This window comes from Chloroflexota bacterium (assembly GCA_026706485.1).
Lineage (GTDB): Bacteria > Chloroflexota > UBA11872 > UBA11872 > UBA11872 > JAJECS01.
On sequence record JAPOYR010000004.1, the window covers coordinates 150,695 to 171,941 of the forward strand.

General features: G+C 68.3%; 19 protein-coding genes. 10 read left to right on the forward strand and 9 right to left on the reverse strand.

Annotation, left to right across the window (positions count from 1 at the left end):
• Positions 1-23: 23 nt before the first annotated feature.
• From OXG79_03240 to nudC, 3 genes are all read right to left on the reverse strand, one after another.
• On the reverse strand, positions 24-410 hold the full coding sequence (locus OXG79_03240) for a type II toxin-antitoxin system VapC family toxin (protein ID MCY3782782.1): 387 nt from the start codon (positions 408-410) through the stop codon (positions 24-26).
• The gene (locus OXG79_03245; GenBank protein MCY3782783.1) at positions 407-655 is read right to left on the reverse strand and encodes a type II toxin-antitoxin system prevent-host-death family antitoxin; all 249 of its coding nucleotides are present in this window, start codon (positions 653-655) and stop codon (positions 407-409) included. The genes OXG79_03240 and OXG79_03245 overlap by 4 nt, the downstream gene beginning before the upstream one ends.
• Positions 656-750: 95 nt before the next feature.
• Positions 751-1,662, reverse strand: coding sequence for an NAD(+) diphosphatase (gene nudC / locus OXG79_03250; protein MCY3782784.1), 912 nt, complete (start codon positions 1,660-1,662; stop codon positions 751-753).
• 12 nt (positions 1,663-1,674) lie between these two features.
• Here nudC and OXG79_03255 point away from each other — a divergent pair, with 12 nt between their 5' ends.
• On the forward strand, positions 1,675-2,028 hold the full coding sequence (locus tag OXG79_03255; GenBank protein MCY3782785.1) for an L-rhamnose mutarotase: 354 nt from the start codon (positions 1,675-1,677) through the stop codon (positions 2,026-2,028).
• 337 nt (positions 2,029-2,365) lie between these two features.
• Positions 2,366-4,054 (forward strand): dihydroxy-acid dehydratase, encoded by a 1,689-nt coding sequence (gene ilvD / locus OXG79_03260; GenBank protein ID MCY3782786.1) that lies wholly within the window; start codon positions 2,366-2,368, stop codon positions 4,052-4,054.
• A 24-nt stretch (positions 4,055-4,078) separates the two neighbouring features.
• Here ilvD and OXG79_03265 read toward each other — a convergent pair whose 3' ends face one another.
• On the reverse strand, positions 4,079-4,729 hold the full coding sequence (locus tag OXG79_03265; GenBank protein MCY3782787.1) for a GPP34 family phosphoprotein: 651 nt from the start codon (positions 4,727-4,729) through the stop codon (positions 4,079-4,081).
• 120 nt (positions 4,730-4,849) lie between these two features.
• Here OXG79_03265 and OXG79_03270 point away from each other — a divergent pair, with 120 nt between their 5' ends.
• A complete protein-coding gene (locus OXG79_03270; protein ID MCY3782788.1) occupies positions 4,850-5,359 on the forward strand; it encodes a GNAT family N-acetyltransferase in 510 nt (169 codons plus the stop codon).
• A 339-nt stretch (positions 5,360-5,698) separates the two neighbouring features.
• Positions 5,699-6,799 carry a Fic family protein gene (locus tag OXG79_03275; protein ID MCY3782789.1) on the forward strand — a complete coding sequence of 367 codons (1,101 nt, stop codon included), beginning with the start codon at positions 5,699-5,701 and terminating at the stop codon, positions 6,797-6,799.
• On the opposite strand, the gene OXG79_03280 is transcribed toward OXG79_03275, so the two are convergent.
• Positions 6,796-7,785, reverse strand: coding sequence for a Gfo/Idh/MocA family oxidoreductase (locus OXG79_03280; protein MCY3782790.1), 990 nt, complete (start codon positions 7,783-7,785; stop codon positions 6,796-6,798). The two genes, OXG79_03275 and OXG79_03280, sit on opposite strands and share 4 nt — an antisense overlap.
• 74 nt (positions 7,786-7,859) lie before the next feature.
• Here OXG79_03280 and OXG79_03285 point away from each other — a divergent pair, with 74 nt between their 5' ends.
• The 3 genes from OXG79_03285 (at position 7,860) to OXG79_03295 (ending at position 11,230) form a co-directional block, all read left to right on the forward strand.
• Complete coding sequence (locus OXG79_03285; GenBank protein ID MCY3782791.1) at positions 7,860-9,035, forward strand: M20/M25/M40 family metallo-hydrolase; 1,176 nt, start codon at positions 7,860-7,862, stop codon at positions 9,033-9,035.
• A 262-nt stretch (positions 9,036-9,297) separates the two neighbouring features.
• On the forward strand, positions 9,298-10,101 hold the full coding sequence (locus OXG79_03290) for a hypothetical protein (protein ID MCY3782792.1): 804 nt from the start codon (positions 9,298-9,300) through the stop codon (positions 10,099-10,101).
• 313 nt (positions 10,102-10,414) lie between these two features.
• Positions 10,415-11,230: a hypothetical protein gene (locus OXG79_03295; GenBank protein ID MCY3782793.1), complete on the forward strand. Its 816-nt coding sequence runs from the start codon at positions 10,415-10,417 to the stop codon at positions 11,228-11,230.
• Between the two features lie 75 nt (positions 11,231-11,305).
• Here the strand turns inward: OXG79_03295 and OXG79_03300 are convergent, their stop codons facing one another.
• The 4 genes from OXG79_03300 to OXG79_03315 form a co-directional block, all read right to left on the reverse strand.
• A complete protein-coding gene (locus OXG79_03300) occupies positions 11,306-12,526 on the reverse strand; it encodes a phosphotransferase (protein MCY3782794.1) in 1,221 nt (406 codons plus the stop codon).
• Positions 12,527-12,568: 42 nt separating this feature from the next.
• Positions 12,569-13,357, reverse strand: a complete 789-nt coding sequence (locus OXG79_03305; protein MCY3782795.1) for a hypothetical protein — start codon at positions 13,355-13,357, stop codon at positions 12,569-12,571.
• Positions 13,358-13,467: 110 nt separating this feature from the next.
• On the reverse strand, positions 13,468-14,319 hold the full coding sequence (locus OXG79_03310; GenBank protein MCY3782796.1) for a hypothetical protein: 852 nt from the start codon (positions 14,317-14,319) through the stop codon (positions 13,468-13,470).
• 193 nt (positions 14,320-14,512) lie between these two features.
• Positions 14,513-15,355 (reverse strand): hypothetical protein, encoded by an 843-nt coding sequence (locus tag OXG79_03315; GenBank protein ID MCY3782797.1) that lies wholly within the window; start codon positions 15,353-15,355, stop codon positions 14,513-14,515.
• Between the two features lie 247 nt (positions 15,356-15,602).
• Between OXG79_03315 and OXG79_03320 the strand changes: the two genes are divergently transcribed.
• The 3 genes from OXG79_03320 to OXG79_03330 are packed head-to-tail and all read left to right on the forward strand — an operon-like array spanning position 15,603 to position 21,246.
• The gene (locus OXG79_03320; protein MCY3782798.1) at positions 15,603-17,105 is read left to right on the forward strand and encodes a sodium/proline symporter; all 1,503 of its coding nucleotides are present in this window, start codon (positions 15,603-15,605) and stop codon (positions 17,103-17,105) included.
• A gap of 46 nt (positions 17,106-17,151) precedes the next feature.
• Positions 17,152-18,840, forward strand: a complete 1,689-nt coding sequence (recJ, locus tag OXG79_03325; protein MCY3782799.1) for a single-stranded-DNA-specific exonuclease RecJ — start codon at positions 17,152-17,154, stop codon at positions 18,838-18,840.
• Positions 18,841-18,852: 12 nt separating this feature from the next.
• On the forward strand, positions 18,853-21,246 hold the full coding sequence (locus OXG79_03330) for a bifunctional (p)ppGpp synthetase/guanosine-3',5'-bis(diphosphate) 3'-pyrophosphohydrolase (protein ID MCY3782800.1): 2,394 nt from the start codon (positions 18,853-18,855) through the stop codon (positions 21,244-21,246).
• Position 21,247: the final 1 nt, after the last annotated feature.

Here is a 21,247-nt window from a genome sequence, read left to right on the forward strand (position 1 = left end):
GGTAGGAAGTGGCAACTTCGGCGCTACCAGAGGACGGGCGCCGGGTATTGGGCGATGGACGGGTCGGGCGTCACGATGGTCATGTGGTTGAGAATGGCCTGGGAGACCAGACCGCGGTCGAAGGGGTCCGTGTGCAGCGCCGGCAATAGCACGTCGTGCGAGGCCGCGACCTCCTCGAACGGCAGCGGCTCGACCTGGAGCCATTGGCGTCGGCTGGGGACATAGCGAGTTGGCGGCTCCGGCAGCGGCAAACGTCCAAGCCGATGCTTGATGGCGATTTCCCAGGCCGAGAGCGAGCTCAGATAGACCTCGTTGGCGGGGTTGCGGCAGCTTGCCCGCGCCACTTGGCTCAGTTTGGGGTCGTCAGCTGCCAGCCATAAGAAGGTGCAGGTATCCAGCAGCAGCTTCACGCCGGGTCAGCGTCTCCGTGAAACGCGGCAATGAGCTCCGGCGGGAGAGGCTCGAAGAAGCTGGACGGGACGGTCATCCCGCGGTCGATACCCACGGGCCGGAGCTTGCGTGGCGGCTTGGGCAACGGACGAATCTCGGCCACCGGCACGTTGCGCCGGCAAAGCAGGATCGTCTCACCCCGCTCCACGCGGCCCAAATAGCGCGAGAGATGCGCCTTGGCCTCGGCAATATTGATCCGAATCATGGTCATATTCTAGATCAGGAAGATGGTCGATACCATGACGTCGTCCACGAGTTTGCTCGACCGCCGGTGGACACTTGGGGAGGCGCCCGCGCCAGTTAGACCTCACCCTCCGCCCAGGCGCGGATGAGGTGGTGGGCGATGGCGAACTCGCCGGGGACGCGGAGGTCGGGATCGGCGCCGGCGAGGGCGCTGAGCACCTGGGACCGGTCGAACCAGCGGACGGCTTGCATCTCCACGTCGTCGGGGCGGAGGTCGGTCGTGAGCGCGTCGGCGTGGCAGCCGATCATGAGCGACGAGGGAAACGGCCAGGGTTGCGACGAGTGGTAGCGCACCGCGCCTACTTGGATTCCGGCTTCCTCGGCGACCTCGCGCCGGACGGCTTCCTCGATGGACTCCCCCTGGTCCATGAACCCGGCTAGCGCCGAAAACATGCGCTGGCTCGACAGCCGGCCGTGGGACTGGCCCAGGAGGCAGCGGTCGCCGTCGGCGACGACGACGATCACCACCGGGTCGGTGCGGGGGAAGTGCTCCGCACCGCAGTGCCCGCACTTGCGTGACTGACCGCCGCGCTGCGGGGCGGTGGGATGGCCGCACGCGCCGCAGAACCGATGGCGCGCGTGCCAGTCCACGTTGGCCCTGGCCTGAGCGGCGATGCCGGCCTCGGATGCCGGGAGCAGACCTGCGGCCTCGCGCAGCTCGGCGAACCGCTGCTCGCGGTCCTGGTCGATGTCTTCGGGATGGTCCGACACATCCACCGCGAAGTGGGCCACACCGCCGGAGATCCCCAGCAGATAGCGCGGCCCGTCCACCCGCATCTCGGCCAGCCAGCGGCCCGGGCGCCAGTCCAAGCGCGTGGCGGTGGTTTCGCGCACCAGGACGTTCAGGCGGCGTAACGGCAGGAAGACGCTGGCGGGGTCCCGCTCGCGCCGCGCGATCCAGGCCGGGTCGCGCCGCTCGCGCTCGGCGCGGTCCAGCCGGTTTCCGCTGAAGGTGTGTGGACGAGTCACCGGCGGCGGCGCATGCTGCTAGCGGCCATGTATCCAGTGCTGGAGAACGTCATGCCGCGCATCGCTTTCGCCCTGCCGATCAAGCCCGACAAGATCGACGCCTACCGGGAGACCCACGCCAACGTGTGGCCCGAATTGCTGGCCGAGAATACCGTTGCGGGCATTCGCAACTACACCATCGTGCTCTTCGGCCACCACGCCATCGGTCTGCTGGAGTGCGACGACTGGGACGCGGCGACGGCGTACCTGGCGAAGTCGGAGTCCCAGCTGCGCTGGCAGGAGCTGCACACGGACATCCTGGACGTGGACATGAGCTCGGGCCTGGTTCCGCTGGAGATGCTGGAGGAGCTGTTCCACCAGGACTGACCGGGCGGGCCGGTCGGCGTGGGCGGCGATGGTCGGAATCCCCTCACCCCGGCCCTCTCCCCGTGGGAGAGGGAGCCGAACCCCGATCGGGAAGGAGTCTCTCAGCCGGGCAACGGGCGCGCACGAGGAGCGCCCCTACACCGGGCGAGTGTGGGCGTGGGGGTGGATTCCCGCTCCCCGCCTTCGCGGGGACAGGCTCCGCGGGAATGACGGAATCGGAGTGATCCGCTACCCGGCCTCGATGTTGCGTATATCATTTGTGACTGCGCGATTCAGCGCACCACCGGTCGCGGGCACTGGCTCGCGGCCCTTTTCCTGACTTTTCGAAGGACTTGCCATGCCTCCGCTGCCGCGACCGAATAGCGCCGCCATGACCCAGGGCCCGGCGCGCGCCCCCGCACGCTCGATGCTCAAGGCCATCGGTTTCACCGACGAGGACCTGCGGCGTCCCATCATCGGCGTGGCGCACCAGTGGATCGAGACCATGCCGTGCAACTTCAACCATCGCGAGATGGCCGAGCACGTCAAGGCCGGGGTGCGGGCGGCGGGCGGCACGCCGGTGGAGATCAACACCATTTCCGTCTCCGACGGCGTGGCGATGGGTACCGAGGGCATGCGCGCCTCGCTGGTGAGCCGCGAGGTCATCGCCGACTCCATCGAGCTGGCGGCGCGGGGGCACTGCGTCGACGCGTTGGTGGTGCTCGTCGGCTGCGATAAGACCATTCCCGCCGGCGCCATGGTGCTGGCGCGGCTGAACCTGCCGGGGTTGGCGCTCTATACCGGCAGCATCGCCCCGGGGGTTCACCGCGGACGCGACGTCACGATCCAGGACGTGTTCGAAGGTGTGGGGACCCACGCGGCGGGGCGCATCGACGACGCGGAGCTGCTGGCCATTGAGGACGCCGCCTGTCCCGGCGCCGGGGCATGCGGCGGGCAGTTCACGGCCAACACCATGGCCACGGCGCTGGAGTTCCTGGGGATCAGCCCGGCGGGCGCCAACGCGGTGCCGGCCACCAACGCGGCCAAGGCCCAGGCCGCGGTCGCCGCCGGCGAGCTGGCGGTCGACCTGCTGCGGCGCGACGCGCGCCCGCGGGACGTCATCACCCGCGCGTCCATGGAGAACGCCATCGCCTCATTGGCGGCCACCGGCGGTTCCACCAACGCCGTGCTGCATCTCATGGCCATTGCCCATGAGGCGGGCGTTGACCTCGAACTCGAGGACTTCGACCGTATCGCCGAGCGCACGCCGATCATCACCGACCTCAAGCCCACCGGGCGCTTCGTGGCGTCGGACGTCTATGCGGCCGGCGGCCTGTCCGTGATTGCCGCCGAGCTGGCGTCGCGCGACCTGCTGCATGCGGACGCGCGCAATGTGGACGGACGCACGGTAGCGGAGATTGCCGACGCCGCGCAGCGGTCGGACGCCGCCGGCGAGGTGATCACGAGCATCGACACGCCCGTGAAGGCCAGCGGTGGGATTGCCATTCTGCGCGGGAATCTGGCCCCGGACGGCTGCGTCGCCAAAGTCTCCGGCCAAGAGCAGACACCCTTTAGCGGACCGGCGCGGGTCTTCGACGGCGAGGCCGCCTGCTACGCCGCGCTGGAGGCCGGCGAGATTGCGCCCGGCGACTTCGTGGTGATTCGCTACGAGGGACCGGTGGGCGGACCCGGTATGCGGGAGATGCTGCAGGTGACGGGCGCACTGCAGGGAGCCGGTTTGGGCGGCTCGGTGGCCTTGATGACCGACGGACGATTCTCGGGCGCCTCTCACGGACGCATGGTCGGGCACGTGGCGCCGGAGGCCGCGCACGGCGGGCCCATCGCCATCGTGCGCGACGGCGACCGCATCACCCTCGATCCCGTGGGCCGCCGGCTGGACGTGGCGCTGTCGGATGACGAGATCGCGGAGCGTCTTGCGGCCTGGTCCCCGCCGCCCCCACGCTATCCCGGCGGCGTGATGGCCAAATATGCCGCGCAGGTTTCGTCGGCGAGCGCGGGGGCCGTGACCAGCGTCTTCACGCCCTAGCCAACCACCGCCGAGAGGCGGCTGCTACATGGGCGGGTGCATGGCCATGGCCAGGGACGTCTCGATGTCCCACACGGCCTGCGAAATGGCCTGGCCGATCAGGTCCAGCTTGCGCACCTGCTCGATTCGCGCGGACGCGGTGGCCAGCTCGCGCGTGGACAGGAGCGCCTGGAAGATGCCGCAGGCCTCGGCGAGGGCGACGATGACAATGTCGCGCGGGTCGGGAATCTCGTCGCTGAACAGCACGCCCATGATCCGCAGCTTGACTTCGCGGTCGGCTTTGCCGTCCACGGCCGGATAGCGCCGCGACTTGAACACCCACAGGAAGCTCTCGTCCCGGCGCTCAAGAATGCCGTGCTCCGTGAGACGAGCAAGCGCGCGGTCGCGGATCTGGTCGGATTCGCGTGCCGTCTGGTGGACCCAATGGGCGGCGTCGTACGTCTCGTCGGCCGCGGCGATTCTTTCAAGCGTCGGGTCGAGCAGGTCGTCCCCGACGGGCGTCGCATCGACCAGGACGAGCTGCTTGAGGTCGGTGTCGATGCGGTTCTCCAACGCCAGGTCCATGAGCACCGCGCCGGCCAGGGCGCAACGCAGCGACCAGTCGGAGACGTGCAGGAAGTCCCCGCCCTCGTCGTCGAGCAGGAGCAGCATGATCTCTTCGGCGAATCTCAGCACCGGTCACGCTCCTTTGCGTGCTTGAAAGAGCTCGCAAACCTGCCGCTAGCATATCGCCCCACCCGCGACGGTGTTCGAGTTGCGGCGGCTGGCCGCCGGCCTGCATCGTTGGCGTGGGACATGACCGGCATCGTGATCGAGGACTGCGGGCCTGGCGATTCGCGCGAGCAGGCGGCGCGCGATTTGGCCGATGCTGTGGGCCAGGCCGAGTACTTCGCGTATGAGGCCGAGTGGCACCTGGACAAGCACACGCTGGTCGCGGTGAAGTCTGACCGTGTGGTTGGGTTTCTCCGTTTTGTCGTCCAGGAAATCGGACCCGACAGTGACCGAGCGAGCCTGACCCTGCGCGGCGAGCCCATGCGCGAGGCGTACGTGCTGGCCTTCGGCGTCGCCGACGATCAGCGGCGCCGCGGCGTGGGAACCGCGCTGCAGAACGAGTTGATTGAGCGAGCCGCGACCCTCGGCTGCCTGCAGGTGCGCTCGCGCAGCGCCGGCGATCGGGCGGCCAATCACGCGCTCAAGCTCTCGCTCGGCTTTGGCGTCCATCCCACCAAGGACACCGATCAGGGCGTGTTCTTTGTGCTGCGCCTGCCGCAGGCGGAGCGGTCGCGAGACGGGGTTGGAGACTAAGGGCCGCAGTTTCGCGTGCCAGGCATCCGACAAGCGCCGGCGGACCCTGGCCATAGTGTCGGCTGGCGACAATATGGCGGCCGAAGGCTTCCATACGTGCGGCTGCCGATAATATGGCCGGCATTGCAACTCTATAGATACTGGTAGTAACAATAAGGAGTGGGGAATTCCCCATATATTCTCGAAGTGATAGTATGGGATCGCCACACGATCCTTGTTGTCGTTTCCGAACATATGGAAAGCCCCGCCGCCCAAGTCGAGATCTCCGACTCCGAAGAAACAGATGCCCGCCAGCGCGCTGGCAGGTATGTTGCGCAGCCGCAGGGCTACCGGGCGTTCATGCCATCCCCGCTGCCCCCGGAACCCCCGGTGCAATTGGACGGCGGACTTCAAGCCTTGCTCTCCCAGGCCGACCAGGCGCTGGGCCGCCTCGACGGCTCAATCCAGACATTGCCCGATCCGGACCTGTTCGTGTTCATGTACGTGCGCAAGGAGGCCGTGCTCTCCAGCCAAATTGAGGGCACGCAGAGCTCGCTGCAAGACGTGCTGGCCGCGGAGGCTCAGATCCGCTCGCCGGATCGGCCACGCGACGTCGACGAGGTCATCAACTACGTGACGGCCATGAACCACGGTCTGGACCGATTGCAAACGCTGCCGATTTCCGTCCGCTTGATCCGCGAAATCCATGCCTGGCTGCTCGAAGGCGTCCGCGGGTCTCGGCTCCAACCAGGCGAGTTGCGCCGCAGGCAGAATTGGATCGGCCCCACTGGATGCACCCTAAACGAAGCGACGTTCGTTCCCCCGCCGCACCGCGTGGTGCCGAACGCCTTGGGCGCGCTGGAAGCGTTTATCCATAGCCCCAGCGAGTTACCGGTGCTGATCCAGATTGGATTGATCCACGCGCAATTCGAAACCATCCATCCGTTTCTCGATGGGAACGGACGCGTCGGCCGGCTGCTCATCACGTTCTTGCTCTGCCAGCGCGGAATCCTCGGGGAGCCTGTGCTCTATCTCTCACACTTCTTCCGGCAGCACCGCGGCGAGTACTACGACCGGCTGCAGGCCGTGCGGGACCGCGGCGATTGGGAAGGCTGGCTGGCCTTCTTCCTGCGTGGCGCAGCCGCAGTCAGCAGCGAGGCCGCGGAGACTGTGCGCCGTATCCTGACCCTGCGGGAGGAGCATCGGGCCCTGGTCACGGAGCGCCTGGGTCGGGCCGCCGCCGACGGCCATCGCGTGCTCGGCCGGCTCTACCGACAGCCGTTCCTCACCGTTGCCGATGTGCCGCCAATTACAGGGACCAACTATCCCGCCGCCAATCGCCTGGTTGCCCGACTGGTCCGGATAGGGGTGCTGGAGGAAATCACCGAAAGCCGGCGCAACCGCGTGTTCCGCTATGGCCCCTACCTTCAGGCTCTGGAGGGCGTCGAGACGGCCGACTAACCCGCCTCGGACTCATCCTCCAGCGGCTGCCCGTGGGCGTCGAGCCGGGCGACCTGCTCCAGCAGCCGCATGCTGTGCACCACGTCGTGGATGCTGGTGAGCGGCTCCCGGCCCTCGTGAATGCAGTCTCGAAAGTCACGGTGCAGCGCCGGCACGCCGTCGTCCAGCTGCCCGTGCGGGTCGCCGGTGAGGCTGGCGGCGTCGAGAATCTCGGGGGTGTCGGCGCCGTCGGCGAAGATTTCGCCATATGACGGCGGGCGCAAGTAGGCGCTGATGCCGTTGCCGTGTAGCTCGACCCGGTAGTAGCGGCTGCCCGCGTGTCCGATGGCCGTGTGCACCGCCAGCGCGCCCGACGTGAACGCGATGACGGACTGCGTGGCGTTCGTCCACTCGGTGTAGGCGTTGTCGACGCGGGCGTGCGCCTCGTCCCACTCGCCGCCGCAGACCCAGCGGATGAAGTCGATCATGTGGATGTCGCGGTCGTACATCACGGGGATCCGCAGCGACTCGGGCGGCTGATGTGAGGGGTGCTTGTGCATGCCCGCCAGGACGAAGCGGATCGGGCCGCGAGCCTCGATGCGCGCCTTGGCGGCGCGGATCAGCGGCGTCCAGCGCCGCTGCAGCGCCACGCAAACCAGCCGGTCGTTGCGGGCGGCCGTCGCGGCGATGCGAGCTGCCTCGGTCGAGTTGGCGCCGGGCGGCTTCTCGACCATGACGTGCTTGCCCGCGTCCAGCGCGTCCACGGCCACCTGGCACACGTGATAGGGCTGCATGATGGCGTAGACCACGTCGCAGTCGACCTCGTCGAGCATGCGGCGGTGGTCGATGTAGCGCCGGGGGATGTCGTAGGTGTCGCCGGCGTGCGCCAGGCGCTCCGGATCCAGGTCGCAGACGGCCTCGAGGCTCACGTCGTCGGCGTCGGCCAGCGCGGGATAGTGCGCCCGCGTCGCGCGTCCCCCGGCCCCGATCATGGCGGCCTTGAGCATGGCTCGCTCCCGGACGGTGTGGTTCGCGCCCAGAGTCTAGTATGAGCGGCCCGCGCCGGCGGAATGCGCACGTGATGCATCAACAGGTTCTGGATCTACTCGATGCCGACGCCATCGCGCGGGACACGCTGGCCTTTGTCCAAGTTCCCAGTGAGACGGGCGCCGAGGGTCCCGGCGGCGAGCACTTCGCCGCCCTTTGCGAGCGGGCCGGGCTCGAGGTCGAGGTCGACCGCTTCATTCCCGATCGACCCAACGTCTACGCGCGTCATCCGGGATCCGAGTCGGGGCGTCCGCTGCTGTTGAACGGCCACGTGGACACGATCCCGCGCGGGGCCAGCGACCCGCCGGAGATGCGGGACGGCTGGGTCGTGGGCCGCGGCGCGGAGGATATGAAGGGCGGGCTGGTGGCGATGGTGCACGCGGCGATGGCGCTGCGTCGGGCCGGGGTGCGGTTGCGCTCGGATCTCTGGCTCACGGGAGTCGTCGGTCACGAAACGCCGGTGGGCAAGAAGGAAGGACCGAAGCGCCTGGTGGAACGCATTCACGCGGGCGACGTTCCGGCGGCGGCGGTGATCATCGCCGAGGGGCCGCACGCCATCTGGACGGCCGGGCTGGGCGCGGCGATGTTCCGCATCACGCTGACCAGCGCACGGGGCATCGTGCACACGCTGCACGTGCCCTACGCCGACAATCCGGCCCGCTGGGCGGGCACGATGCTGGAGGAATTCGCCGAATGGGAGGCGCGGTTCGAGGCGGAGACGCCGCATCTGCTCTGCGGCCGGCAGCGGGTCGACATCGGCCTGGTCGCGGGCGGCGACTATCCCAACCGTCTGCCCACGCCCCTCACGCTGCGGGGCACGCGGCGCTGGCGGCACGGGCTGACGGCGGCCGACATCAAGGCGGAGCTGCGGGGGATCTGCCGGCGCATCGAGGAGAGGTCGGGGTTGGAGGCGACGTATTCGTTGGACGCGCCGCACGAACCCTTCGAGACGCCCGGCGACCACGCGCTGGTGCGTGCGCTAGAGGCCGCGGCCGCTACCGCCACCGGCGCCGCGCTGCCGCGGATTGGGCTGGGGCTGGTGACCGACGCCAACATCTACGCCAACGACGCGTCGCTGCCGGTGGTCTGCTGCGGCCCCGAGTACGCCACGGCCCACTCGGACCACGAGCGCGTGTCGGTCGAGCGCCTGCACCGGACCGCCGGGCTCTACGCGCTGGCGGCAATGGAATTCTGCGGCGTAGAAACCTGACGCCTGGGCGCCGAAGCAGGTCTGGCAGGCGTTCGGCGGTAGTGAGCCCGAACTCGGGCGGCTCGAGCTAGTCGGAATAGGACTTTGTGTCGAGGGACTATTCTCTTGACTAAGTCGTGTCATTGAAATACTCTCCTAGAGCAAGGGAGTATTCCATTGGTAAGACGCATGAGTTTCCATTTCACCGTGGATGTGCGTGGGATTGAAGCCGTTTCTCTCTTCCGGCGCTCTTGCGAAGCGCTCACGCAAAGTGGGCAATCCCATGTCTGACCGGCGCTACACGATGGCCAAGCCGTACTGGCGCCAGCTACTGGAATCGCCGCGTTTCGTGGCGGGTGTCTTGGGGACCGCGATGGCCCTGTGGGTCATTCTGCGCTTGGTGGGAGTCCTCGACGGTTGGGACCTGTTGACGCTCGTCTTGGCCATCGCCGGTCTCGCTTGGGTGATTGACCTCGGCCCGCGCCACCCGGCCGGGTGGCTTGTGATCAGCGCCGGCATCCTGGTGCAGGTAAGCCAACTCGGTGCGTTTGGCAGCGGCGTGCAACTGGGTATCTGGCTGGCGTTTGCAATCGTTGCCCTCGGCGTCCTGTGGAAAAACGGGACCATCCGCACGCGTCGGACGGTGCGCTTCCGCGGGTGGAAAGACCGCCGCGTGGACCTCACCTACACCGGGGGTGCGCTGCGCGCCAGGGGCGACATCCGGCGGGGCGAGATCACCTGTCGGCTGAGCAAGGTCGTGGTCGATCTGCGGTACGTCGACATCACGCGTCCGCCGGCGATCCTCGATGTGTCGTGCGTCGCGGGTCGGCTGGACCTAGTCGTGCCGGTCTGGTGGCGCATCGGCCAAAACGTGAACTCCACGCTCTCGCGCCTGGTGCTCGAGGCGCGGCTGGCCGGGGAACATGGCAGTCCAAGGACCAGCTCGTGGCTTAAGCGCATGCGTCCGGTCGGCAGCCAGAGGCGTGGCGTCAACGAGGGCGGAGACCCGGAGCCGGACGCAGGCTTCGTGAACCTGCTGGTCCAGGGGTCGTCGCACTTTGGCCGGGTTCGGATTCGCCACGCCTGACGACCGGCGTTCGCCGCGACGGGCCACTTGGACGAGGAGGGCGTGTCGGTCGACCGCCTGCGTCGTCCCGCCGCGCGCTACGCCCTCGCGGCGACGGAGTTTCGCGGCGTCGAGAGTTGACGCCACGGGCCTGAGACCGGGAGGGCGGTCTCGGGCCGACGCATCCGGTCCTTTGCTAGGCTCCGAGTTGAGGAGCACTGCATGCACCACACCGGGCTCGTGTCACAGGACGAGCGCAGCCTTAGGGCCTGCTCGGCGCGGTACACCTCAAGAACTGCCCGCGCGCCTCGGCGCGCGCACGGTGGGCGATCCCATGCCTGACGACATGCGCGACCGGCGCTACATGATGGCCAGGCCGTTTTGGCGCCAGCTGCTGGACTCGCCCCGCTTCATGCGGGCGGCCTTTGGGATGGTCCTGTTTCTCTGGATCATCCTGCGCATGGTCGGGGTCCTCGATGTCTGGGACCTGCTGACGATGATGTTGCTCCTCTTTAGTCTCAGCTGGGCGAATGATCTCGGCCCGCGCAGTCCGATCCCATGGCTTGTGGTCGGCGGCGGAGTCCTGGTGCAGGTGAGTCATCACGGCGATTTCACCGGCGGCGTGCAGGCGGGCATCTGGCTGGCCTTCGCGATCGTTGCCTTCGGCGCCCTGTGGCAAAGCGGAGCCATCCGCACGCGTCGCACGGTGCGCCTGCGGGGGTGGAAGGACAGCCACGTGGACCTGACCTATACCGGGGGCACGCTGCGCGCGCGGGGCGATGTCCGGCGGGGCGAAATCAACTGCCGGCTGTGCGACGTCACGGTCGATCTGCGCTACGTCGACATCACACGTCCACCGGCGATCCTCGACGTGACGTGCGTCGCGGGACGGCTGGACCTGGTGGTGCCGGTCTGGTGGCGTATCGGCCAAAACGTGAACAACACGCTCTCGCGCCTGGTGCTGGAGGCGCGCCTCGCCGGAGAACATGGCAGCCCCGTACCGCGCAACTGGATTGGTCCGATGCGGTCGATCGGCAGCCGCAGGCGCGGCGTCAGTGGCGGCGACGAGCCAGAGCCGGACGCGGGCTTCGTGAACCTGCTGATCCAGGGGTCGTCGCACTTCGGCCGGGTGCGGATTCGCCACGCCTGACGGTGTGAGTTTGCTTCCGCGGAGCGGGTCCGTCCGCAGAGGCCGGGAACGCATGTTTCAGCGCGCGAGCGGTCGCTAGGCCACCAGCTCGTTCGCGAGCGACAGACCCTCGTCGAGCCGGTGCGGCCAGTCGGGCGCGAGATGCCGCACTGGATTGGTGCAGACCCGGAAAATGCACACGGCCTCTCGCAGGTTGAGCGCGCGTTCGTCCCAACCGAACCGATCCAGCGCGGCCTCGCGCATGCGGCGGTAGTAGGCGCCGCTGGCCTTGGCCTCGGCTTCGGGCCCGAAGTTCGCCGACCAACGCGTATGGGCCAGGAAGTTGCCCACGTCGAGGAGCGGATCGCCCAGCCCGGTCTCCTCGAAGTCCACCAGCGCCAACCGGCCATCCGGGATGCGGATCATCTGGTCGTCGTAGAAGTCGTTGTGGGCGGTGCCTGACGGCTGCCACGTTTGAACGAACGGATCCAGTGCGGCGACTGCTTCCCGCAGGGTTCGGCGCGGGCCGTCGTGGTCCCGCAGTACCTGGCGAAACACGCGCCGCGCCCGCCGGTAGGCGCCGCGGAGGCTGAATGGGCGCCGGCCGTTGGCCGGATCGGGGATGTTCCAGAGCCCGGTCAGCGCGTCGAGGATCAGCTTGGGGTCGATCGCGTCGTCCTTGCGGATCAGCCTTCGGACGTTGGTTCCCGGAATTTCGGACAGCCAGACCACGCCGCCCTCGGTCCAGCAGCCTGCCAGGCGCGGCAGCGCAAACCCGGACGGCGCCACCAGCTCCGCCGCCTCCATCAGGCGGAAGACGCGTTCGGGCCGCATGACCCGGACGTAGAAGCGCACTTGACCGACTCGATGGCGCAGCACGGCGTGCCCGCCGGGTCGGTAGCGCACAACGTTCACACGCACGCGCCGCACGGGGATCTCAACCACATGTCTGTTGAACAGCGAGCACGCGGTTTCCGGGGAGGCGGCGTCGCTCAATCCGGGCAGGTGAGGATCTTGCGGATAGCGGAATAGGCGCGCCGGTTGCCCGGGCGCCAGTTCGATGGCAAACGATTCCTGGGTGACGAAATCGTCGTGCAGCCACTCCGCGGCGCAGGTAAGCACGGCGCGCCGGCGCGGGTTATAGCTGAGCTGCCGCAATCGAAGGCGATGCGGTGGATCTTCCGGTTGGCCGAACGAGGCGCAATGGGCGCGCCAGACCCACTCGCCGTCGAAGAGGTCGGAAAACCCGGCTAGCTCAGCGTCCTCCGGCAGAGTGACCGGCGGAGACAACGGCGGCATCGCGGAGATTCCCGACACGTTCTCTCCGATTCACTTCGACACGATGGCCGTTCGCCGGATTCAGGAGGTGGTTTCCGTGTCGTCGGTGGCGGTGGCCGTAGCGGTCGGTGTAGCCGTCGCGGTGAGATCCGTGGCGTCGGTATCGTCCGTGCCCGTGACCGTCAGCGAAAGGCCGTCGTCGGTGGCGGTGGCGGTCGCGGTGGCCGTCTGATCGCCGGTCGCCGTGGCGGTGGCCGTATCGGTCGCGGTGGCCGTGTCGTCGTCGTCATCCTCGTCATCGTCGTCGTCATCCTGCCGGTTTTGGCCGGAGATCACCGCTGACTGGCCATCCTGCGTCGAGGGATTCGGCGTGGCCGGCGGGAGTGACGACGTTTGGAGGTCGTCGACCGAGAATCCGTACTCGGACTCCCAGGCCGACCGGTCAAGTACGAAGTCTCCGTAGTTGTCGCTGTTGATGCCGAACAGCTCGACATCCGCGATTGACTGGATGTGGAACAACTGCGGCTCGTCCCACTCGGTCTCCCATTTGGGGAGATAGATCGGGTCGCCGTCCTTCAACAGGCCTAACGAAAGCCAGGGATCGCCACGCTCCAGATCCTGTAGTTCGGCCAAGCTGACCTCGACGCGGTCGCCCCAATTGATGGTGCGCCCGGCGAGGGCTCGGGTATCGCCGCCCCAATGCAGGACGCCCTCGGCATCGGCGATCCAAAGGTGGGGGGTTCCTTGAAGGCCGACCACCGTGCCATGCGAAATCGTGGCGCCGGCCCCTGCCGCGAGCGCCGGAGCGAGCATGCCGCAAATCAGAGTGGCAAAGAGAACCGCGCCAAAGCGCCAGCGTAGTCTCTTCATGCGCTTCACCAGCCTTTTGCTCCCGCGCTTGGACTTGACGCTAGTCCAGCGCCGCCAAACGCGTCAAACGCTTGGGTCATTCCGCCGTTCGAACCTCGATTGAGGGTCGGTTAGTCGTCAAGGGCGACGAGGATCTCGTTGCGGACGGTCACGACCAGCGTCTCGTTGTAGAGCGTCGGCGGTCGACGCGGCAGCGGCGGCTCGGTGGGCGTCCGGGACGGGTCGCGCAGGGCGCGGCGGTCGCGGCCCCGCACCTCCCACCACCAGTGCTCGGATGCCAACGGCTCGACCTCGCGCCGCAGGATGAACTCGGTGCGGTCCCAGGCGCTGAAGGCCGCGTGGGCCAGGAACACCCGCGACACCGTGGCCCCGTCCCACGTCGCGAGATCGGGCAGCGCCATCGGCCCGGTATCGACCTGAAAGGCGCCCTTGGTGCGCTCGATGTTGATCGTGCGAATGGGGTATTCCAGCGTGATGGTGAGCCCGAGGGCGCTTTCGTAGTGCGTGGTGCGGGCGTTCAAGCGCCGGCCGGCCAAGACTGCGTCCACGACCGCGCCGGTGTCACGCGTGGTCTGCGCGTCGGGAACCTCGTGGGTCGTGAAATGCGTGCCGGCGTAGCGGCCGGCGTGTGGCGTGGTGGCGGTCGGCTCGCGCTCGGTTGACGGGCGTCTGGCGATGGGGATGCCGTGCGAGCGGCTCAGCGCCACCCGAAACTCCTGGCTGGGAACCTGGAACAGGTTGCGGTCGGCGATGGTGTATTCGGCCAGGCAGGGCTGCAGCAGGAAGATTTCCAGCGGGGGTGCGCCCTGGTCCCCGGTGATCGTGCACACGGAGTCGTAGCCGATGCGCACGTGGTAGGCGTCGCCGGGCTGACCCACGAAGCCGCCCGGATACTTGTACTCCGGATCCGGCCGGTGGGGCAGGTGATCCCAGGTGAAGTGCGAGCGCGCGAAGTCGATCACTGGAACCTCGCCCGAGAGATGCGCCCCGCCAGCCCGGTCGACAGATGCGTGCTTGCGGTCCAGACACATTGAAAGCAGCCGCCGATCCGTTCGCCCTGAGCTTGTCGAAGGGCGTGGTTCGACAGGCTCACCACGAACGGGGCTTGGGCATCCGCGGAGGCACATCTGGCAACTAGGCGGGATTGCGCCACGGCTAGACCTCCGAGCTCCGCCAGATGGTGTTGTCTGCCGCGAGCTCCCAGGTTTCGAAGTAGCCGGCGGCACGGGGTGGCGGCCGATCGACCGGATCACCCGGGATGCGCCGCTCGTACCTGTCGCGCCCGCGCACGGCCGCCGCCCAGGCGAGCTCGTGCTCGGCCAGGTCGATGCTGCGACGCAGGACGAACTCAACGTGGTCGTCGGCGGTGAAGGCCGCGTGGGCCACGAAGACCCGGTCGACGCCATGCCCGTCCCAGGTCGTCAGATCGGGCAGCGCCACCGCGCCGGTGCACACCTGATAGCGGCCGCCGCCGGCGTGCAGGTTGATGAGCTTGATCGGGTATTCGACGGTGACGGTCAGGCCGTGCGAGCCGTCGCGGTAGGTGGACCGGGCATTGAGGCGCGCGCCCGCCAGCGAAGCCGCGACGACCGCGTCGTCCGACGCCAGGGCCACGGCCTCACGGGTGCGCACGTCGATGGCGACCTCCGCGAAGCGCTCACCGACGGGCTGTCGCCGCGTGCCTTCGTCATGCCAGCTGGGCTCGTTGGCGATGGGGATCAAGACCGCGTCGCCGACCGCGGCGCGGAACTCGCCGTTGGGCACTTGGAACAGGTTGTCGTCGGCGATGATGAACTCGGAGCGGCAGGGCGCGGTGAGAAAGATCGTGCACGCCGTGCCCCGCGCCTCATCGACGATCTCGCAGCAAGCGTCGATCTGAACGCGGCTGGTGGTGGCCTCACCCGGCTCCCCGACGAAGCCGCCGGGATAGGCATAAACCGGGTCGGGTTCGGCCCACTCGATGGTCCATGTGACGAAGGATCGGTTGAAGTCGATCATTTCCGCATTGCCGGTACCGGGGAAGCGCGAGGATATCCCGGCGCCGACTCGGCGGACCATTCACCCGAGGCGTCCGCCGCGGTTGAAATGCCGTTCGGAGAGCGCGGCAGCCGGGACGTCAGGAGAGGGGAGTCTCACTTGGAGGCTATACGAAACACCCTTCTGACTATTGCTGCCGGGATCGGTGTTGGCTAGTCTGTTCGCCCCGCGCGGGGCGGTCGGCAAGCCGGGGGATTAGTCGACACAGATGGTGGACGCCTGGGAACTTGCGGTCTTCATCGCCTATTTTGCGGTGCTTATCGGCATCGCCGTGTTTCGCGCCCGGCGCATGCGAGCGATGTCGGACTATGTGCTCGGCGGACGCAAGCTCAGCAGCTTCACCACGGCCCTGAGCGCCAGCTCTTCGACGACGAGCGCCTGGACGATCCTTGCCCTGCCGGCGCTGGCCTTTGCTGGGGGCGTGACCCACCTGTGGACCGTCGTCGCCCTCGTGGCCGGCAGTTGGATCTGCTGGACGGTGGTGGCGAAGCGGCTGCGGCGCTACACCATTGCGGCCGACGATGCGCTGACTCTGCCCGAATTCCTTGAGAAACGGTTTGGCGACACCTCGCACCTCCTGCGCACGCTGGCCGCGTTGCTGACGATTCTCTTTGTCATCTTCTATGTGAGCTCAGGCTTGGTCGCGGGCGCCAAGCTGCTGGAATCCGAATTTGGCGTCGAATACACCCCCGGCATTCTGATCACGTTGATCGCCGTGGCGTCCTACACGTTCATCGGCGGATTCCTGGCCGTCTCCCGCACCGACGTCTTTCAGTCGGTGTTGATGCTGGTCGGCTTCATGATCGTGCCGCTGGCGCTGATCGTCGTCGCGGGCGAGTCGTTGCTGCGCGCGGGCTCCGACACGCCGGGATTCTGGAATCCGCTGACCGATCCCGACAACAATCCCGTCACGCCGGTCATGCTGCTCTCCGCCGTTGGATGGGGCCTGGGCTTCTTTGGCTCACAGCGAATCTTGCAACGATTCATGGCGATCGAAGGCGAGTCGAGCATTCCCGCGGGGCGGCGGATCGGCACGATCTGGATCGCGCTGATGTACGCCACGGCGGTGGTGTTGGGCGTCATCGCGCTCCCCGCGCTTACCGAACTAGACCTGCTGGAAGCGGTGGCCGACCCGGAGCGGATTTACCTGGTGGTGGCGGTGGCGTTCTTCCATCCCGTCATCACGGGATTGCTGATGACCACGTTGATCGCGGCGGTCATGAGCACGGCGGACTCCCAGTTGCTCCTGGCGTCGGCGGTCGCGGCGGACGACGTGCCGGTGCTTCGACGGCTCACCTATTCCCGCGCGGCCTACGCGCGCGTGTGGATTGGCCGCGGACTGCTGGTCGTGATCGGCATCGTGGCGGCGGTGCTGGCGCTGGTGGCCCAGGAGTCGGTGTTGCAGTTGGTCACCTATGCCTGGGGCGGCATGGGCGCCGCCTTCGGGCCGGTGACGATCCTGGCGCTGTACTGGCGCCGCTTCAACCTCTGGGGCGCGAGCGCGGCGATCGTGACCGGCACGCTCGTGTCCTCGATCTGGTGGGCATCCTCCGGAGGCCCGGGCGGCGTGATGGACATCCACCCGGCAACCCCGGGGTTCGTGCTGGGGATGATTGCGGCCGTTGCGGTTTCGCTGCTCACGCCGCCGCCCGCGGCGGCGACGGTGCGGACGTTCGACCGGGTGATCGGCGAGCGCGAGGCCGCAGCCTAGACGCCGGGAGTACCCTAGGCCCCATGCCGCACTTCAGATCCCCGGCATGAGCAGCCTCACGGGCGCGGTGTGGGACATTCGCCGCCGCGCGCCGAAGGAGCTGTTTGCGCGGCTGGAGGACGTGCCGCCGCTGGCGGTGCAATTGCTTCACAACCGGGGCTACGGCGACGAGGCGGCGATTCGCGAGTTCTTAGACGGTCCGCTGCCGCCGCACGATCCCTATCTGCTCGACGGCATGGAGGCGGCGGTGGCGCGCGTGACGCAGGCGCTGGCGCAGGGCGAGCGCGTCTACGTCTACGGCGACTACGACGTCGATGGCGTCACCGGCACCGCGCTGCTGCTGGAGACCTTCGAAATGCTCGGTGCCGCGGCCACGCCCTACATTCCCGAGCGACTGACCGAGGGCTACGGCCTCAATCACGACGCGGTTGACGCGATCGGCGCGCAGGGTCCGGGGCTTATGGTGACGGTGGACTGCGGGATCGGCAGCGCCGATGAGATTGCGCGGGCGCGGTCGCACGGGATTGACACCATCGTCACGGATCACCACCCAGGCGACGGCGCGGACAACGGCGCGGTGGCGGTGCTGAACCCCAATCAGCCGGGCGGCGTCTATCCGTTTCCGGGGCTTTCCGGCGTGGGCGTGGCCTACAAGCTCGTGCAGGCGCTGGCGGAGGAGATGCCGGAGCGCCTGCCCTATCCCGAAGAGTTTCTCGATCTCGTGGCCCTGGGGACCGTGGCGGACATGGCGCCGCTGCGCGATGAAAACCGCACGTTCGTGGCCGAGGGTCTTGACGCGCTGCGCCAAACCCAACGCCGCGGCCTGCATGCGCTGGGCGAGATCGCCCGTCGCCCCGTCTCACGCGTTGGCGCCGCGGACATTGCCTTCGGCTACGCCCCGCGGCTCAATGCCGCCGGCCGCCTGGCGCGCGCCGATCTGGCGCTGCAGCTGCTGCGAGCCGGCCACACCGTGGAGGCCGAATCGCTGGCGCACGAGCTTGACAATCTGAACATCGAGCGCCGCCGACTGACACAGCTCGTGATTGACGCGGCCTCGGCGCAGATCGACCCGGCTGAGCCGTTGGTGTTTGCCATCGGCGACGAGTTTCCGCTGGGCGTCGTCGGGTTGGCCGCCGGCCGGTTGGTGGAACAGACGGGGCTGCCCGCGTTCGTGGGGGCGCATGTGAACGGCGTCGTGCGCGGATCGGCGCGGGCGCCGGACGGCGTGGTGCTGGCCGATGTCCTCGGAACGCAGGCGAATCTGCTCGACGCCTGGGGCGGGCATGCCCAGGCGGCGGGGTTCTCCGTGCGGCCCGAGCGCGTGGATGCGCTGCGCGACGGCCTGGTTCGGGAGCTGGAGCGAGCGGGCGTCCAGGCGCCGGCGGAGCCGCGGTTGGACGCCGACTGCCGCGTCTACCCGCGCACCGTGACCTGGGAGACCTATGAGTTGACCCAACAGCTGGGACCGTTCGGCGAGGCGCATGCCGAACCGCGATTCGTGGTGGAAAATGTGGCCATTGACGAAACTCGGGTCGTGGGCTCGACGCATCTCGTCCTGCGCTTTGCGGAGCTGGGCGCGGATGTGGAGGGCATCTGGTTCGGACAGGCGGATCTGCGCCACGAGATTCCGCCGGGCCGGCGCTGCGACGCGGCGTTTCGTCTGAACCTGCGTACGTTCAATGACGAGACGCGGCTGCAAATGCTCATCGACGACATCCGCCACACGGCGGCCTAGCGGAGGCGTCGCATGCCAGTTTCAGTGACGGCCACGCTGGCGCCGATGGTAAGCGCGGACACGCCCGCGCTGGCCATCGACGAGTTGCTGGAGCGGGTCGCCGCCTACACGCCCGCCGACGATCAGCCCGAGGCCGGCGAGCTCATCCGCCGCGCCTACGACGCCGCCGAGCGGGCGCACGCGCCGCAGAAACGGCTATCCGGCGAGCCCTACATCCAGCACGTGCTGGCGGTGGCCATGCTGGTGGCCGATCTGCACCTCGATGCCGACACCGTGGCCGCCGGCCTGCTGCACGACGCGGTCGAAGACACCAGCCTGAGCCTGGAGGTGATCAGGCGGCAGTTCGGGAGCGGGGTAGCGGAACTGGTCGATGGGGTGACCAAGCTGGAGCGCGTCACCGTGGCGAGCCTGGACGAGCAGCAGGCGCAAAACCTGCGCAAGGTGCTGCTGGCGATGGCGCGCGATGTGCGCGTGGTGCTGATCAAGCTCGCCGACCGCCTGCACAACGTGCGCACCGCCTGGGTGTATTCGGCCGAGAAGCGCGCCCGGTATGGGGAGGAAACACTCGAGATCTTCGCGCCCCTGGCCGGGCGCCTGGGAATCGAGGAATGGCGCTGGCAGTTGGAGGACTACGCGCTCAAGCTGCTGGACCCCGATCGCTACCGCGACCTGGCCCGCTGGCTGCTGGCCGAGCGGCGCGCGCGAGAGGCCGCCATCGCCGAGGTGCAGGAGCAACTGCGCGGCGGCCTGGACGACGCGGGCATCGACGCCCACATCCAGAGCCGGGTCAAGCACATCTACAGCATCGAGCGAAAGATCCGGCGCAAGGGCGCCGACCGCGAGTCGATCTACGACATTCTGGCAATCCGCGTGATCGTGAACTCGCAGCAGGACTGCTATGGCGCGCTGGGCGTGGTGCACGGGGCCTGGCGCCATATCCCGGTCGAGTTCGACGACTACATCTCGGCGCCCAAGGAAAACGGCTACCAGTCGCTGCACACCGCCGTGCTGGGGCCCGACGGCAAGCCGGTCGAAGTGCAGATCCGCACCCGCGAGATGCACCAAAACGCGGAGTATGGCGTGGCGGCGCACTGGCGCTACAAGGAGGGCGGCCCGCTTGGGCCCGAGGCCTTCCTGGACAAGCTGGCCTGGATCCGGCAGATCCTGAGCTGGCAGGAGGACGGCGACTCGGCGGGGGCCTTTGTAGACGCCGTCAAGACCGATTTCTTCAGCGACACCGTGTTCGTCTTCACGCCCAAGGGCGAGGTCAAGGACTTTCCCATCGGCAGCACGCCGCTGGACTTTGCCTATCGCATCCACAGCGACGTGGGCCACTCCTGCATCGGGGCCAAGGTGAACCGCCGCCTGGTGCCGCTGGACCACGAGCTGGAAAACGGCGACGTGGTGGAGATCCTGACCAGCACCAGCAGCAAGGGGCCCAGCCGGGCGTGGCTGTCGCAGGTGCGCACGGCGCATGCCCGCGACAAGATTCGCCGCTGGTTCAAGCGGCACGAAAAGGCCGAGAACGTCGTCTCGGGCCGCGCGCTGCTCGACCGGGAGTTGCGGCGCGTGGGTCAGGGCGGGGTCGCGAACGTGCCGGACGCCGACCTGAAGGCGATTGCCACCTCGCTGGGGTACCTGGACGTCGAGAGCCTGCTGGCCGGCGTCGGCTACGGCGCCACCACGGTGCATCAGGTCGTGACGCGGCTGCGGCTCACCCCGGAGGTGGCGGAGCCGGAGCTGCCGGAAACGCTGGAGCCGGACGAGCGGCGCGAGGTGCAGCCGCTGGTCAACGTGCTGGGCGCGGGCAATCTGCTCACGCGGGTGGCGGCCTGCTGCCATCCGCTGCCCGGCGACGACATCGTGGGGTTCATCACCCGCGGCCACGGGGTCAGCATCCACCGCCGCAGCTGCGCCAACGTGCGCAACGTGTCCGAGCCCGAGCGCCTGGTGCCCGTGTCCTGGGCCGACCGGCTGGTCGAGACGGATACCGACCTGCCCGTCCGACTGGCGAGCTGTTGCACGCCGAGGCTCGGCCGACGCATCGAGGGCGTGGCCAAGAACGGCGCGGTGGAGGTGCACCGGCGCACGTGCCGCGAGCTGGCGGGCGAGACCGACGCGCGGGTGCCGGTGCGCTGGATCGAGGACGACTCGCAAAGCCTGCCGGTCAGCATCCGCGTGGTGGCGCACGACCGCGAAGGGCTGACGCACGACATCACCGGCATCATCCGCGAAGAAGGGCTCAACATCGCCACCATGTCGGTGCGCACCAACCGGCGGCACGAGGCCACCTTCCGGCTCACCGTCGCGCTGCGCAGCGTGGCCCAGCTGGCCCGGCTGCTGCGGCGCATCGAGACCGTCCGCAGCGTGGTCGCGGTCTCACGCGAGGGTGCGCGGGCGCGGTAGC